General features: G+C 29.0%; 18 protein-coding genes. 2 read left to right on the top strand and 16 right to left on the bottom strand.

Annotated features, from left to right (window positions below; genetic code table 11):
* Positions 1-28: 28 nt before the first annotated feature.
* The 7 genes from MHB40_RS14965 to MHB40_RS14935 all read right to left on the bottom strand — a co-directional run bounded on the left by MHB40_RS14965 (position 29) and on the right by MHB40_RS14935 (position 7771).
* Entirely contained in the window at positions 29-1816 is a 1788-nt protein-coding gene (locus MHB40_RS14965; RefSeq protein WP_342532770.1) for a hypothetical protein, read from the bottom strand.
* Positions 1809-2735 carry a hypothetical protein gene (locus MHB40_RS14960; protein ID WP_342532769.1) on the bottom strand — a complete coding sequence of 309 codons (927 nt, stop codon included), beginning with the start codon at positions 2733-2735 and terminating at the stop codon, positions 1809-1811. The genes MHB40_RS14965 and MHB40_RS14960 overlap by 8 nt, the downstream gene beginning before the upstream one ends.
* 142 nt (positions 2736-2877) lie before the next feature.
* A complete protein-coding gene (locus MHB40_RS14955; protein WP_342532768.1) occupies positions 2878-4110 on the bottom strand; it encodes a hypothetical protein in 1233 nt (410 codons plus the stop codon).
* A gap of 11 nt (positions 4111-4121) precedes the next feature.
* The gene (locus tag MHB40_RS14950; protein ID WP_342532766.1) at positions 4122-4331 is read right to left on the bottom strand and encodes a YonK family protein; all 210 of its coding nucleotides are present in this window, start codon (positions 4329-4331) and stop codon (positions 4122-4124) included.
* Positions 4332-4464: 133 nt separating this feature from the next.
* Positions 4465-4764, bottom strand: coding sequence for an HU family DNA-binding protein (locus MHB40_RS14945; RefSeq protein WP_342532765.1), 300 nt, complete (start codon positions 4762-4764; stop codon positions 4465-4467).
* A 217-nt stretch (positions 4765-4981) separates the two neighbouring features.
* Complete coding sequence (locus MHB40_RS14940; RefSeq protein WP_342532764.1) at positions 4982-7537, bottom strand: hypothetical protein; 2556 nt, start codon at positions 7535-7537, stop codon at positions 4982-4984.
* Between the two features lie 51 nt (positions 7538-7588).
* Positions 7589-7771: a hypothetical protein gene (locus tag MHB40_RS14935; protein ID WP_342532762.1), complete on the bottom strand. Its 183-nt coding sequence runs from the start codon at positions 7769-7771 to the stop codon at positions 7589-7591.
* 348 nt (positions 7772-8119) lie between these two features.
* On the opposite strand from MHB40_RS14935, the gene MHB40_RS14930 reads away from it, so the two are divergent.
* Complete coding sequence (locus MHB40_RS14930; protein ID WP_281115045.1) at positions 8120-8320, top strand: hypothetical protein; 201 nt, start codon at positions 8120-8122, stop codon at positions 8318-8320.
* 1032 nt (positions 8321-9352) lie between these two features.
* Here MHB40_RS14930 and MHB40_RS14925 read toward each other — a convergent pair.
* The 7 genes from MHB40_RS14925 to MHB40_RS14895 form a co-directional block, all read right to left on the bottom strand.
* On the bottom strand, positions 9353-9589 hold the full coding sequence (locus MHB40_RS14925; RefSeq protein ID WP_342532761.1) for a hypothetical protein: 237 nt from the start codon (positions 9587-9589) through the stop codon (positions 9353-9355).
* Between the two features lie 199 nt (positions 9590-9788).
* Positions 9789-11024: a hypothetical protein gene (locus tag MHB40_RS14920; RefSeq protein WP_342532760.1), complete on the bottom strand. Its 1236-nt coding sequence runs from the start codon at positions 11022-11024 to the stop codon at positions 9789-9791.
* Positions 10987-11691 (bottom strand): hypothetical protein, encoded by a 705-nt coding sequence (locus tag MHB40_RS14915; protein ID WP_342532758.1) that lies wholly within the window; start codon positions 11689-11691, stop codon positions 10987-10989. Before MHB40_RS14915 ends, MHB40_RS14920 begins: the two co-directional genes overlap by 38 nt.
* 147 nt (positions 11692-11838) lie before the next feature.
* Positions 11839-11976, bottom strand: coding sequence for a hypothetical protein (locus MHB40_RS14910; RefSeq protein WP_342532757.1), 138 nt, complete (start codon positions 11974-11976; stop codon positions 11839-11841).
* Positions 11977-12148: 172 nt separating this feature from the next.
* On the bottom strand, positions 12149-12292 hold the full coding sequence (locus MHB40_RS14905) for a hypothetical protein (RefSeq protein ID WP_342532755.1): 144 nt from the start codon (positions 12290-12292) through the stop codon (positions 12149-12151).
* Positions 12293-12501: 209 nt separating this feature from the next.
* A complete protein-coding gene (locus MHB40_RS14900) occupies positions 12502-12687 on the bottom strand; it encodes a hypothetical protein (RefSeq protein WP_342532753.1) in 186 nt (61 codons plus the stop codon).
* A complete protein-coding gene (locus tag MHB40_RS14895; protein ID WP_342532752.1) occupies positions 12688-14655 on the bottom strand; it encodes a hypothetical protein in 1968 nt (655 codons plus the stop codon). It abuts the gene before it with no gap.
* A 306-nt stretch (positions 14656-14961) separates the two neighbouring features.
* On the opposite strand from MHB40_RS14895, the gene MHB40_RS14890 reads away from it, so the two are divergent.
* A complete protein-coding gene (locus MHB40_RS14890; protein ID WP_342532750.1) occupies positions 14962-15159 on the top strand; it encodes a hypothetical protein in 198 nt (65 codons plus the stop codon).
* On the opposite strand, the gene MHB40_RS14885 is transcribed toward MHB40_RS14890, so the two are convergent.
* Positions 15156-15353, bottom strand: coding sequence for a hypothetical protein (locus tag MHB40_RS14885; protein WP_342532749.1), 198 nt, complete (start codon positions 15351-15353; stop codon positions 15156-15158). The two genes, MHB40_RS14890 and MHB40_RS14885, sit on opposite strands and share 4 nt — an antisense overlap.
* A gap of 223 nt (positions 15354-15576) precedes the next feature.
* Positions 15577-16128 carry a hypothetical protein gene (locus MHB40_RS14880; protein ID WP_342532748.1) on the bottom strand — a complete coding sequence of 184 codons (552 nt, stop codon included), beginning with the start codon at positions 16126-16128 and terminating at the stop codon, positions 15577-15579.
* Positions 16129-16168 lie beyond the last annotated feature (40 nt).

The raw sequence follows: 16168 nt of genomic DNA, 5'->3' as shown, positions 1-16168 counted from the left end.
CAGTTGGGATAGTATTATGTATTTTTATTTAGAAATAAATTAATTCATCATCTTCTTCGTAGTTAACAGTTTCATCTATTTCTTTTTCCAAAAATAAAAAGATATAGTATAGTGCATATGCCAATGCAGAATACCTATCTTTATCAATTTTCTTTTGAACTTGTTCAACTGTTATTGAATTCTTTGTTTTTTTTAGTTTAAGATTGGAAACTTCATCAATCAAATATTGAGTATGAAGTCTTGCTCTCTCTTCTTCAACTAAATTATCATCACCATATACAGATGTCTTTTTAATCTCATCATTTATTTTAAGAAGTTTCAATTTTTCTGTTTCAACGTAATCTATAAATGTACGTATAATTTCATCATTGATACCTGTAGCAGTTAAATCATAAACTATTTTAATAGCTTTTTCATGGTCAGGTTTTTGATCTGTATTTATAGTATCAAAACATCCCAATTCTTCGTTTGTATCTGGGTCAGTGACATCTTCTAAGAGTCTGTCAATTAAACCTTTACCAATAACATTTCCGTCTATAACTATAGCTTTGACACGAGATTTATTTAAATTCTCATTTCCGCCATACTTTTTAAATAGTCTTTTGACAATAATGCTTTGCTCCTTAAAGTTTAATCCGTTTGGGGGTTCGATAATATTCACTAATTGAATTTGCCTAATTAAACCTTTTGGATTTCTAATAATTTTTAGGACAACAATTGCAGTTTTATTATTACTTTGAGCAGACGAACGTGCAACGTCAACTCCAATTACATATTCATTGAGTTCAAAATTCCCTCGATTATCTTTTGGACAACCTAATTCTACTTTTGGTAATACCCTTAAATTAAGTAACTTTGTAATATTTACTAATGCTCCGTCAGTAGCTCCCACCCATTTAGATTCGTAATTCATTGCGAATGCTGTGGCAGATGTAGTAGGGTCATTTTTCTTTGCTAACAATTGATTTCTTGTTTCTCCACGACCATAATGACAAGGAAGCTCCCAACTTGCCCCAAGTACAATCTTTCCTTTTAATTCAGCCATTTCATTAATCATATTTAATATTCGATTAAACTCATCTGATCCGCGGTATCCTGAAGTGGTAACAAAGTTAATCATTCCATTTAATTCATATGGACTAATAATTGACTGTTCACCAATTGTTCGTCTTGGAACATTTACTACTGGTTCAAGTACATCTTTAAATAGCTCGTTATTTAATAAAGCTGATTCCTCTACATTTAACCTGTGTCTACGTTGACCTTTAGTACTTTGTGCATTAGCTAAAATAGAATAAGTACCACCAGATTTAAAAATAACTTCAACACTATCTTTAGTGTGACTTGCTTTTGTTATTTCGTTTAATAGTAATGGGAATTTCTTTACAAGTTCCTTGTGTTTATCTTCACTAATTGAAGCAGCGTTTTCTTTAGTTTGAGCTGACATTGATAAGTTAACATCAGGGAAGAAAATTGCTGTATGGTATATTGACATTAACTCAATCATTGTTTTTCCAAAACCACGAGGGAAAACTCCATATGTACTAATAAATCTACTCAAACATCTAAGAAATACACGTTGATCTAAATCAAGTCTCATTCCACCTTTTTCTGGTTTTATAAGATCAAACCAAAGATCAGGAAACCATCTAGCCCACTGTAAAAATTCAACCCAAGTATTAAAGTTGCTGTCAAATGATTTTTTCTTAATATCATTAACTTTTACTTGTGAGTTGAAAGCTGGATTATCATTAGTGCGAGACGAATCTTTAGTATATTTGAAGTTATCGTCTTGAAAATTCTTGTAACTAGTCATCTTCATCACCATCGGACATCTGACTATCTAGTTCTCTACCTTCATAATCTTTTCTACGTTCATCGTAAAATTGATATATTTCATCATATTCAGCACTAGGCAATCCTTGTAAATCTCTTACATAATTGATGTAGAGCCATAATGTAACATCTACATCATCTTTAGGTTGCTTAATAAACTTGGGCAGAAGGGGTATTATGTCTTGATGCTCTTCTACCATACGAGCAAGTTGTCCAAATCCATCTAATCCTTGAGATAAATCTGCTTTACTCATTTGACTTGGTTTTAATTTACCTGCTTCAGCAGATTCTTTAGCCATAGCAGCCCATTCTTTAGCTTCTTTAAATTCACCTTTAGCTTTAGCGATAGTTTCTTTTACTTTGTTTACACAGTACTCACGTAAGTATTCTTCATGCATTGTAGTAGGTAACTGAAAACTTGGTTTTAGATTGATGAATTTCTTTTCAAACAAAATATACTCTTCATCAGGATAACCGTAACCATATTTTTCTTTTAAATCACTTAATATAACATCATCTATATATTCGATTGATAAACTGTCTTCTTGATTTATTTCACTTTTACGATCATCTTGTTTCTCAAAAATGCTCTGTTCCCATGTTTCATGTCTATAGTCTTTTGCATTAATAAGCTTAAAATACTCTCCAATTACATCTGGTTTAGTTAATGCAGATTCCCATAATAAAATATTAAATGGCTTATCTACCATCCTTAAAATATTTTTTACACTGTCTACATTATTTATATCAGACTCATTTTTAAGACATACTTTACAAACCCTTAGCCGTTCATCTATTTTATCTAAAGGACTATATGACTTATAATAATCTGTTAACTTTTTGTTGTTGCCACACATGGAACAGTTTTTATATTTATCCTTATCTAGTAGAGTAGGCAAATATAATTCACCTCATTCCATTTATGAATTTTTATATGTATTAATTTTAATAAAATAACCGTTTTAATAAAATTTTAAATTCCTGCATGTACATAAAAGTAATAAATTTGATCTCAAATATTAGATTTTTCATATGTATCGCCTAAATATTATGTATAGTTTTCAATAAATCTGATTTATACTCAAATAAACTGAAATATTTACCTGCACCAACAAATGATTCTTCTCTATGCCATTCATCAGTTTGAGCTTTAGTAGGTAATGTTCTAAATACTACACCGAAATCATCTTTAGATTGAGAGAAGTGTAGATGTCCACTGTGAATCTCAACAACTTTCTTGTCAGCAATAACTTTGCCATATTCTTTATAGATGGTTTTACTAACTCGATTTGATCCTTTATCACCATGTAGACTAAGAATAGCGACATCTTTCCATGTGAACATTTTTTTGTTACTAACTGAAGTATCAAATTTAACTTGAGGAAATTTAACTTCCAATGCTCTAACTAATCCATAAGTCATAACTTTATCATGATTACCACATACATAATCAGATACAACATGATTAGCATTCTTTAATGAAGCCTCATAGATATAGCTATAGAAGGTGAAAGCATCAGTCCAAGCATTCTCTATATCTATTTTTTCAATCGCAGTACCGTTGCTAGTATGTCCCTTAAAGTCATCATGGTGAAGTAAGTCGTTTCCAATTGGAATAAAAATAGTATCCCACTTCTTAGACTCAATTAGCTCAATTATCTCATTCAATGTTTCATTGTAGTATTCTAGATCATTAATTCCGAAGTGCATATCTACCAGTGGTATTTCTAGTAAATTTTCACCTTTGAATTCAACCTTATTTATTACTACTTTTTTAACTTTATCATGAAGTTGAGAAAGTACATTTTCAATATCAAATTTAATTGATTTAGGTTTAACTGTGATTTTACTTGAATATAAAGTCTTATCGATAGATTGATTCCAAATGGAATTCTTAGCATTTACTAAATCAAACTCATTAATATCGAATCCATGAGCTGTTAAAATTGTGTCAGCATCTAGTTTTTCATTTTCATTAATGCGAATGAGCTTATCTGAAGAGTGAGTGCCGTCACCTTTAATCTCACTTGACTGCTTATATGAAGGTAACTCATCGTTTCCAATTAATTTAGACTCGATGTAATCCTTCCAATTCAAATACTGACCATAATCCTTACGCCACTTAGATTCACTGTAATTAGAACCATATTCTTTATTTAACAGCATGGTAGCTTCGTCTGATGAAATTTTATAACTATCTAAATTAGAATATAATCGAATGTGATAATCTTTAAAGCTCTCGTTTTCTTTTCGTTTTAATTCATAAGAAGTCATTCAATCACTCCTTAATCTTCAATTGGTTCTAAGTCTTTGTCTTCTTTAACGGTAACAGATGTATTTTTACCATCAAATTCACGAAATTTCTCTGTAATATTAAACTTTTCTTCAATAGTTGTTTTTGTAGCAGCATCTTTTTTAGATTCAGTAATGTAAATTTGATCATCTTCTACACTTACTAAACCTTTATAGCTCACTTGTCCTGAGTATTTAGCCATAAGATATATCCTCCTGTAATCCTCATCTAATTATTAATTAAAATTAAAAGGATAGAGCAGAGAAGGGGAGAACCCTACCTCTAACTCTATCCGAATGTTAAAACGTCTGTATTAATTTGCTATGTATTTAAAATTAGCTGTTTAACTTTTCTTTAAATTTAGGCTTAAGTTTAAGACCTACAGTGCGTTTTTCTTCAATATCAATTTCTACACCAGTCTGAGGATTTCTTCCTTTACGTGCAGCACGAGATTTGTTTTCCAGTTTTCCAAATCCATAGATATCAATATCATTACCTGCAAGCAAACGATCACGAATAACCTCAAAAACAGTCTCTACTGTAGTTTTAGATTCTTTGGAATCCAATTCAATACCTTTTACTCCTAAAGCATCTTTTGTTAGCTTTCCTAATTCTGTTAAGTTTAATACTGTCATAAATTATACTCTCCTTATATTCTTACAAATTTTATGTATTTTAATATTTAAAAAGGGGGATGTGAACCATTTTTCTTTGTACTTTAGTTTTTTATTCCTTTAGAGAACATTCTTGAAAAGTGCTTATAAACGCTGATTTATCAAGGTTTTAACGGTAATGCATGTTTCTAAATTGAACAAACTTCTTAATATTTCAATGTTTATGAGAGTTTCTATCTCAAACATTTCTCCTTGATTTTCGCATTCTTTCTCTTGTTTTTTCTCTATTAATATTTGTGGCACATTCAGCACAAAACTTAACTCTGTTATTAACTGTTTCGATTCTAATACCGCAATATTCGCATTGTTTAGTACCTTTTAAATTTTGACGAATGTTCGACACCAAGATATCACCATAGCAATCCCATAACGTTGATTTGTTAGGTGATTTAGAATTGCCATAGAGTTCCTTAACTAGAACGTTTACGATTTTATCTTTATTAGATTCAATCTTTGATAATTCATTTATTATGTATTTGTTTACATACAATAAACCTTCATTTCTATCTTTGATATTTGTATCCCCAATGAGAAATTTCTTAGAACGATCTAATTTACGATATGTTTCTATAATCTTTCTATTAATATAGATAATATCATTACTCATTAACATTTTATAATCAAATTCACCTGCAATTGCTTCGAATTTAATATTTCTATTAGGAATTATCTTTCTTAGTCTATTAACAGTACTTTTTGTAATGTCAGAAACATTGTCTTTATCTTTATTTTTAGCTTCAATAAAGAAGTAAGGAACTTTACCTTTTATACTCTCTTTAATTTTTTCTTCTACTTCCTCTGGACGTTTAGGCATATACAATGTTTTGGCATAATCAATTATGTAATTGTTTTCAGCAGTAAGCCATTTAACAACATCTAAATCAATCTCTTTTTCAGAATTAAATATCTTAGTGATATTATTACTAACTTCACCTATATTAGCTTTAAATGCTAACAGTAGACTGTCATAAATCCTTGTATTATCAATTATTTCAGGTTCAGCAGAACCCATTTCATAATAAAGAGGGTAGATATCCTTCATATTTCTTTCTGCAATCGATACAAATAATTCATCTTGAATAACAAGAGCTTTATCACCATCGTTATCGAATTGTAGAATTTTAGAAATTGGATCATGAATGCTTGTGTAAATACCATTTGTAATAAACCATTTATTCATTTTAACTTCCTTTATAACATTACGTACACAATGTTCTTTATATAAGTGAGGACTTCGTAAAATATCTACTTTACCTTCAGCATATACATTACAAAATACATCACCATTTGATAATAATCCTGTTGGTTTAACTATACCTAAGAATAGTCTTTGACAAAACGCATATAGATCAGGAATCAGATAAAGATAACGTCCATTTATTCTTAATTTACCTGCTCTTGCATCGTTAACCATTGATTTTTTCTTATCTTTTATAACCTTTTTAGAATGTTCATCATTCAATAATTCTGGATAAAGGGTAAGTGCTATTTGGAAATGATTTTTCTTTTTATTTGTTTCAGTAGCACCTAAAATTCTCAACATTGTTTCTTTATCATTTCCAATTTTCAAGATATCTTCACTAGTAGCTTGAGATATCTCTTTTAATTCCTGATTCGATACATCAGTTAATGTCTGTAGCATTTGATAATTTAATGTAGCGTTCTCACCAATATCTTCTTCATTTAACTTTACAGCTTGACAATTATTATCTTTAAATCTTCTTTTATAATCGTCCCAATCATCATAATATGCTTTCATTTTAAATTGAGATTTAGTGAATATGACTTGTATATCATCTTCAATGATATCCCATTCCTTACCATATATGTCCTTCACTTTAGTATTGTCATGTAATTTAGCAAACTCGTCAAATGGAAAGGGGACTAATAAACCTTTTACATAGGGTAGTCTAGTCATAAAAGCTTTTTTTGATTTTCTAGGTAGTATCATCCCGCAACCATCCGTATGTTCAATTGGCACATTCATTTCTTTACGAGTAATCTTATAGGTATCTCGATCAATATAATCAAAAATTGAACAAACATTTGTCTCTAAATCAGGAACAACTATAGTTTTATCGATATCAAAACCATTCCATTTTACACTTGCTGAAGCAGTTAAAGCTTTATAAGCTAATAATTTATTAACATTGCAGCCACCTTTACTATTTATCTCATCTATACTCAATCCACAGGTTAATGATCCTTCATACTTGTCCCATAGTGATTCTTTTATAAACACAACCTTCTTAGTTCTTATTTGACCTGCACTAGATGAAAAATAAATGTATTTCTCACCTTTGTAAGTAAATCCGTCTTTCATAATATTGTTAAGTACACTGAAGTAAAAAGCTCTTACAATAAATAAATCGGTGGATAAACTATCTACCTTCATTCCAACTGTTCTAGTTAAAGCTGAATCAAACATTCCAATAATTCTATTGTCTGATAAAGAATCAATTCGTAAATCTCTTATACCTTTAAAATCATTAAGAAGTGAAGTAAGTTCTTTTTTATAATTATGTATGATTTTATTAATATTTTTTTTAGTTTTGATTAGTCGTTCTTTACGTGTATTACGATTGTCTTTTTTCTTCTTAATTGCTTTATCTAATTTTCCTCTTAATATGTATAACCTAACTAATTTTTTATGTATTTCATGTTCCTTGTCAGTATAAAAGCTTTCTGTACCAATACTATAGATATAAACCTGTTTTTCTAAAGCACTTACCAATTAATCAACTCTCCTTTAATAGTATTATTTTTTTATTATATATTTATATAATTAGAATTTAGTATTTTGCCATTTATGCATACGCTGTAATACTGATCTTAATTGTTCTCTAGTTATCTTCTTATCTTGTTTAAATGAATAGTAGACATCTTCCTCAATAGAAGTAGCCATCTCCATTTGCAACATTTCCTCTAAATAAAATAAAACATCCTCTTTGTTAAATTTTGTAATCATATAAAATCTCCTTTAAATTTTTATTTTTTATGTATTTATTAATATTATAATGTAAAAGTCCGAGAAGTGACAGTCGAACTAAAAAAATATTTTTTAATATCCACTATATGAGTAGTATTAATTCATTAAAACCGTTAAAATCTATATGTTGGCAAAATTTGTATCGAATTTTTGTCGAATCATGTAGAAATATGTAATATCCGAATAGCTTTGATAGGTATTATGGTGTATTATTTAAACTGTAAGATTAATGTTTGTTTGTATAATTAATGAAATGAAGAGTGTTTTTCTTGTAATTTATAGAAATCATACCAATAATTATAACTATAGAAAGGTGGAGTAGTATAAATGAAAGAAATAAAAACTGTTGATTTAAGTGAAAATGACTCAGTGAATTCAGCATTATTATTAATTATAAGTAAATTATCTATAACTCAACCTGAAGAGTCACTAAGGCTATTGGCAATGTGCGCCAAAGATGATCTCCCTAAGAAAAGTGTATTAAAGTATGCAATTGATATTGTTGAGAATGGTAGATTACTAAGTTAATTTATATTATCAAAATTATATTTAAAATAACAAATAAATATCATAAGTTAATTTGTATGAATACTTAACAATAAAATAATAGGTTATTTTTGAACTCGAAAAGACGATAATCAAGAATTTCATCCTTAGTCGATTGACTATGGGAATCCTGCTGCTGATATGTAGTGTTTATAAGGGATTGGAGATGAATGATCGTTATTTTTCGAGTTATTTTATTGTCTGCTGAATTAGAGGAAAAAGTAGGGTAATATCCAGTGTTTATCAGAGTTTTATCCTTATAATAAGGAATATATTAATTTTAGTCGTACCGTTTTAATCGTAAAACTCAATAGTTATGGGCTTTTCAGGAGTAATTTTAGGTGAAATAGAGGGTAAAATAAGGTAAAGTGACTAAAGTCCTATAATGTTATATTCAATATTTACAAGGGTTTTGATGGTAATTGACGAATGCGATTACGAGTATAAGTAGGGAAGATGATAGGTATAAAGTAATATAAAATTTAGCAAGTTGAAAAAATTGTCATGGTGTGTGGATGGAAGAGGTAGCCATGCTATCAGACACTCCAATTACTTCCAAAATGTTAACATACCCCCCATATCCAGTGTTTATAAGGATATAATGTATATTATTTTACCTATAATAACCAATTATTTACAGTAATAATAGACACCGATCACAGCTAAATTAACATGTCAAAAGTAAATAAATACGAACATACGTTTTAATGTATAGGTAATATGCACCATCATTTATACTGTTCTATTCGTTATATAACATGAGCTGCGTAGTCAAAGTCCTCTATATATAAATTAATGGACTATATACTACATTATAATTATATTATTTGATGTACTATTTTAAATGTGATAGAAATAACCTTTATCATCTACTGTAAATTTTACTGTTTATATCTTAATATACACATAACCATAAACAAAAAAGACAGAAAGAATATTTCATCTCTTTGTCATCATACTTTTAACGTGGTTTAATTTTTCTATTTCTTTGAAGTAAACTAGTCCAGTAAACTTTTACAACCTTTTAATATATTTACTACTTTCACTAAATCTATCTTTCTTTTCTATAATTTGATATCCAGAATTACTAAAATAATTATCTATATTTTCTTTTTTACTATTATAATGATTATGTATGTATCTTTTAAATGACTGACTGACTCCGCCAATTGGTATAGGATCAACTATATTCATACTATCAATAACACTAATAAAACTATCTAGCTTCTTCTCTCTTCCATAATCATACATACTATATAATATATTAAATGATAATCACATAAGCTAACTTGTTAGCGTTGTGGACAAACGACTACTTTAGTAGTTGTGCGTCAGGCTCTTGATCTCTTCTTTATTATAAGTACACATTAATTTGTTGGACGTAATCAGCCTATTAAATGTATTAGTATTATATAGGGATATTACGTCCAACATTTATCTTATGTATTTATCACATTAACTCTGGTAACTCTATAGTTATATCTTCTGTTTGCTTTTGTTCTTTTACTTCTAATTTAAACATATCATTAGCAATCTTAGGAGTTATTTCATTATCAATTAAGTATGCATTAAGTATTTCATAACTATGTAGATAAGATGAATCTGACCGCATAATAACTTTACTGTCAACATCTTTATCTTTCTTTAGGTATTCTATTAATATCTTGCTTGCGTCATTAGAACGATTTCTCGCATTGTCCATAATACGATTTCTAACTTCCTCATTAACTTTGCTTTGAATTAATTTCTTTTCAATATCATCAAGTAGTTCTAATCGTTCTTCTTCTAAGTGATCGTTATTATATATCAGATGATGAGCTGTATAACTTCTAAGTATATTGTATTCTTTGAGAAGTCTATCATTTACTATCTTATTAAACTTGTAAGTCAATCCTTCTTTGTATAATACGTTATACTTATCATCTTTATTAAATCCTAAGCTAATCATAGTTTCTCTTTGCACTTTTAATATTCTTCTTATTTCATCTGTAGTTGCTTCTCTAAAAGTTTCTTTTGTTTTTATTGGAGCAGGCTTATAAGTTGTTCTTTCTATTCCTTTGTCATCCGTAACTGTATTTACATCCAACTTAACATTTCCATCTTGGTTATAACTATTGGAGTCTAACTCAACAATTCTTACCATTACAACTTCTTTATGAAATAGTAATTTCTTTTTCTCTAATCTATTCATTATAGTTTTTAAATTACCTACTAATGAACTATTAACGTTATTATAGTAATCATTAACATGATCTAAATCTATATTTAATCCGTTTGCTAATAGAGGTCTATTATGTCCATAGTAAATATTATAATTATGATTAACTAGCTTTAACGTTTGTAACAAAGCACTATTTGGAAGAAGTAATTCTCCGTCACTACATAACATCAAGTCTATTAAAAGTAATTCAGCATCATTAATGTACGGTGCAATATTACCGTTAAGTTGTCTATTATCTACTTTTTCTAATGGATTATCATAAATATTATTAATGATGAATTTATAACCTTTCTTGTCATAAACAAAATATCTTTCCCATTCAATTAATTGATACTTCTTTGCGTTTCCACTCTTAACTTTCTCTCCAAGTACTTCGCATAACTCTTTATAATTCTTGAATACATCTCCAACCTTGATATTATCTAATTTAATAGTTATCATCCTTTCTGTTTTTAATTTGTTCACACTTATATACATAATCTTTATATTCAACAAAAGTCATATCATTTAATTCTGCTATATATGTAATTGCTTTAATAAACATTTCTTCTTTAACATCAAATCTATCACCATTAACTTTATACCATTCAAACACATTACTATCGTGTTTTGATGAATTTATACTATCCCAAATTGGTAACATGTTAGATAACGTTGTACCTTCGATTTCCCATGCTACTGGTATTACATGATCCATGTGTAAAGTTACTTCTTTACCAGTAAATGCGCATCTATTATTAAACTTATGTAATAAATTAGTCTTATCTTCATTAGTAAAGTCATTAACCAAATTCTTTATACGCTCATATCTTTTATTTTGTATATATGGAGTATTAAATTCTCTTTGAGTACTTATTATACTTATAATTCCTTCATCGTCATGCAGCTTTAACTTTTTAGCATTAGCAATCAGTAGTGAACAGTCTGAGTTCTGTTCTTCAATGAGTCTTACATAATCTTTCTTTATTAACTCATCTAACTCTACATACATATGTTCATTTCTTTCTAACGAGCATACGAAAGAGGGTACTGTTAAATTTTGCACTAACTCAACTAGTATCACTCTAGATTTCAATGACAGATGTTCAGAATTATCATTTATCATCCTTGTTAAAAACTCATCGTCTTTCATTAGTTTTAAAGAATCGCTGAATGATGGATGTCTTTTTATTTTACCGTTACATATCTGACAATACATGTATTCTTCTTCTGGATTCCTAGTTTCGCATCTGAAATCACCGAACATTAATGATAAAAGAGAATTATTGGTGTAACAATATCACATTGCCAGCATATTTCCAATTGTATCTTCCAGCTTTTCTAGCTCACATTCTATGTCTATTAATTCATTATTCAATGATCTTATTTCTTCTTCAATAATTTCTTTTCTTTCCAATAACTCTTCTTTACTATTCATAATATCAATTCCTTTTCAATTTTATTATGTAAGTATGGTATGGGATTGCAACTACTATGTGTCAGCTCTGATCCAATTCAAATTATAATAATTACTTTCATTATGTATTTATATATTAATAAGTAACGCAAAAGAAACCACCAATAAGGTGGTATTTGAAAACTTTAATGAATTATAGATCATATTGTTGTCTTATTTCATTCTCACAACTTTCATTCATTAGTTTGAATGCTAGCCACATTTCAAAATCAAACATTTCTATTTCAGTTGCACCAGTTTCATGCTTATAAATTTCCATTTGTTGTTGAATTGTCATTATATATTTCCTCCTAAGTTATTATTTATTTATTACTTTAAGTATACCATGTTATTTAATTAAATCAATATCATTTTATATATTTATTTATATAAAAATTAAAAATACCTACTCAACTTATACACATAACCGTTATCAAATTCAACCTGACACTCTGTCTCCGTTACTTTATCCAATACAGCTACTTTACCGTGTAATAACTCCAGTCCTTACAAGCCTTCTGTTAACTCATCATTACATACGGTAATAAAGTGTGTACACATATCTTTTTGTAGTGGATCACATTTCCACGTTTCAAATTTTAACTTGGTAGGAGGTGTTGTTATGTTAGCTATAAATTGCTTTACATGGTCTTTAAAAGTGTTGTGACTGTGATAATCTCTACGTGTTACCATTTATATTGCCTCCTTGACACGCTGATTTTCTAAATACATTACATATTTCTTAGTGTCTGTTAGCTTGTCAGCCGTTTTCATACTGTGTATTTCTTTACCTGTAGCACGTTCAAATATACGGTAGCAGCCTGCCATTTTCATAAAGAAGTAGTTAGGTGACTCATAAGAACGTGTATTATATTTATAGCCATAATATTCGAACTCACGCTGTTTAGTAGCAAATGAAAGGGAAGTGCTGTCTAAATTACTCATTGCATGTTCAATTGCTTGTTTTGTTTTGAGTTGTTCTTGCTTCTTAAACTTATTTTTATATTTTTCAAGTATTGATTTTTGTTTTTCTAACATCTCAACAACTTTCATCATTTTATTGTGTAATTGATCTTGCTTTTTATTATACCTAGCAATATTCAATCCACTGCGACCAGTGACAGCCCAACTAACAGTGTTACTCTTTCTATATAAGTAATTGCTTAACTCACTTGTATAACGTTCACAGAAAGCGTTAAAACCGTTAATAAGTGTATTCTTACTGTAATTATTATCAGCCATTTCAACGACTTCCTTTGTTAACTCTAAAATATTGGATAATGTAGATTGTAGTTGAGTTGTTTCTCTACCAACTTGTTTATTAATATTGATTAAGCTATTATCAATTAAACGTTTTTCAGTTTCTTCACTAATAGTAAATTGTGCAATATCCAAAAACTCAACTAATTCAACTTCTACTGGTTCTGTACCTTCTACAGTATCAACATTTCCACTTGAAAGTTGTTCGGCTAGAGCTAAAGCGCTTTTATTCTGTTTACTATACCAACATTTATTAAAGCGACTCCATTTGAAACCATTTGATTTTAATTGTGTGCGGATTTCTTCGCTTGGTTTATCTGTGAAGTATAATTCTACACCGTTTTTCTCATCGTTTAACTTCATAGTAACAGTATTTACTACCTCATCTTTTGAAACGTTTGTAACGTTTTCCTTTGATACAGTAACAGGTTCTTCTTGAATTTCTTCAGCCGTTTCAATTTCCATATGTCCTTTTGGTTGCTCTGGTTTGCGTTTTGCTTTTTGGTATACTGTTTTAGTTGTAACTTCTTCTACTTCTTTAATCTCCATTACATCAATAGTAGAGTCTGAAATGTATTTTAAAAGTCTTTCTTCGCTGATCCACAATAAGTTATTAGATACTTCTTTTAATTTTTGTAGCTTTTTACCTAACTTCACAAAGCTATATCTTTTGCCGTTTGAACCCTCTGAAACTTTAGTTAATACGAAAGCTGTTCCCTTATAGAATCCACCTGTAAAATTATGATTAAGCTTGATAATAGACTCATTAACGATCAATTCATTGTTATCTGCTTTCATAAGTTTATTTACTTTTTTAATTACTTTCTTTTCAACTTTAACAAGTTGCTCACTACCATTTAAAACGTCTTCAAATTTAGAAGCTAAATTCTCCATGTTTTGCCTTGTTAATTCACGGTTATTTGTATCATAGGCACTGATCAAGCCGTTTCCTTTTGCTAGGATCTCTCCGTCTTTTTCAATATGCCACATGCTCATTTTAGGAGTTTTATGAGAGAAAGTAGGGAATACATATTCTAAAGTATAAGAAGCTTCTTGTACTTCTTGTAACTTTTCAATTTTCTTAGCAGCTACTTCTTTTTCGTTTTCACTTGATGCATCATCATTCATAGTTGCTTCAAGTTTTTTTATTTTATCATAGTTGTTAGTTTTACCATTGTAGTTATATGATTTAACTTCACGACCACTATTAAACGTGCTGTACTGATCCACTAATAACACAAAACCATTTTTAGTTGCTACACCATCCCAATGAGCAGGAGACCAGTAATCAGTCATTGCGTCGCTTTCGTCTGGAGTATATCCAAAGATAGTCCATCCATTTTCCTTAAGTACATGCATTAACGCAACTTTTGCACTTTGTTTGTCATAGTAGTTTGTCATGAGTAAAACCTCCGTGTATTTTATGTATTTATTAATTTAATTATAAACAAAAGTCTAAATATATTCAAGTATATTTTATGTATTTAAACAAATATAATTTCTTAAGTAACAAAACATTGATTATTTATAATCGAAATGATAAAATTCTTCTCTGTATCAATGAAAGGAGTGGTTAAAATTTTAAGTCGAAACTTATTATCATTATCCACGCTGCACATATCATCAAGCACGAGATATCTTTTGAAAAATCATAATGAAAATTTAGATTTATTGATATATCCAAAAGAAAGTCACGGTTATTTTATTATGGTTGATCTTGAGAAAACAGATGTCTCTAAGATTCCGAATGATTTATTGTATCTTTTGCGTTTAGCTCATATGCACAATTGTTACTACTTAGAATTAGATGATGATTATCCACCTGAAGATAATGTTCTTCTTACTGTATATGATCGAACGATAGCAGAAGAGGTATCGAATAATGTATTAAATAGAAAGTCCTAAAAGGGCTTTTTATTTACATCAAATATAGTAATGTAATCAGCTTCAAAATTTAATCCTACTACATTAGTTACATCTTTAATTTCATATACCTTTCCATTTACACTTAAGTGATCCACTAATTCAACCTGTATTTCTCCGTCTCCATGTTTATTTAAATTACTTTGCAGGTGCTTGATTAATTTTGATTTTAGCATCTTTTGTATTCCACCTTTGATTTATGTATTTGTTTAACTAATTACTATTATACAGTATTCACTATATATTTCAATTAGTTTTATGTATTTATTTTAAGTGGTTGAGAAGTTGGGAATGGTGTGTTGATCCTATTCAGTCAAAACTCCTTAAAATTGATTCTGAGCACTATTTTATAGTTATTTTATGAGAAGTAGGGGAAGTAATAAAAAAAGACTAACTTATTCAGCTAGTCAAGTTGAATTTTTTTAGTTGCTCAATAGCTTCATTTTCAGCGTTTAGAATCTTATTGTTCAGTGCTTCGATTATTTCTTTGTCTAATTTTCTTCCAGTGGACTCGAACGCTCTCCATAGGTTTATTTCGTCTTTGTAATGACAAGTAATTAAACGAGTAACTAATTCCAATGTATTAGTATAATTAGTAACTTTAAAAGATACACTGTATACTTCATCTTTCTTTGTGAAGCTATTCCATTTAGTTCTATATAGAACATCATTATCACAAATTGTAAGGTGCTTATACATGAAGTTGTCGCCTTTTTCTTTATCTGGTTCAACTAATTCAGATGATGTTAGAACGTCTGTTATTGAACCTTCATAAAATTTAATGTATGTAGCAATTGATTTTTCTTTTTGAATTTGCATATTTTGATATGTTTCGTTTGATACTTTAATTTTACCTGATCCTTCACACTGAAAACATACACCGTCTGCAATGTGCTTATACTTTACTTTCCCTGAACCTTTACAACGATCACAAGTTATAGTATTTGTCATTTCCTGATCACTCCTTATAATTAATTCATATGAATAGTAT

It is taken from the genome of Lysinibacillus sp. FSL K6-0057, from assembly GCF_038630885.1.
Taxonomy (GTDB): domain Bacteria; phylum Bacillota; class Bacilli; order Bacillales_A; family Planococcaceae; genus Lysinibacillus; species Lysinibacillus fusiformis_F.
The sequence above is the reverse complement of the archived record's forward strand: the minus strand, read 5'-3'. Positions and strand labels throughout refer to the sequence as shown.